General features: G+C 51.2%; 1 protein-coding gene. It reads left to right on the top strand.

Translation table 11 applies throughout. The features are described 5' to 3' along the window. Positions 1-13 precede the first annotated feature (13 nt). Positions 14-424: GA-like domain-containing protein (locus CYK47_RS15325; RefSeq protein ID WP_213072442.1), on the top strand; the 411-nt coding region annotated here is incomplete at its 3' end.

Raw genomic sequence — 424 nt, 5'->3', positions numbered from 1 at the left:
CGTGATCCCAGCGGTGAACGATACCAACGAAAACGGTACGCCAGATGCGGATGAACTTGCAGCAGTTGAAGACCTTGTAGCAGAAGCAGAAGCAGCATATGCAGCAGCAGAACAAGCTCTTGCAGATGCCCTTGCAGATGATGCTGTGACCCAAGCAGAAGTTGATGACTTAACTCAAGCCCTTGCAGATGCACAACAAGCGAAAGCGGATGCACAAGCAGCGGTGGATGCAATTGTTGACGACTTCCCAACCGAAGCGGGTGACTTCCAAGACCGTCTAGATGCCTTGACTGATATCGTGATCCCAGCGGTGAACGATACCAACGAAAACGGTACGCCAGATGCGGATGAACTTGCAGCAGTTGAAGACCTTGTAGCAGAAGCAGAAGCAGCATATGCAGCAGCAGAACAAGCTCTTGCAGAT

The sequence above is a fragment of the Acinetobacter sp. B51(2017) genome (assembly GCF_003711395.1).
Taxonomy (GTDB): domain Bacteria; phylum Pseudomonadota; class Gammaproteobacteria; order Pseudomonadales; family Moraxellaceae; genus Acinetobacter.
Note: the sequence above shows the minus strand (reverse complement) of the source record. Positions and strands in the feature narration are given on the sequence as shown.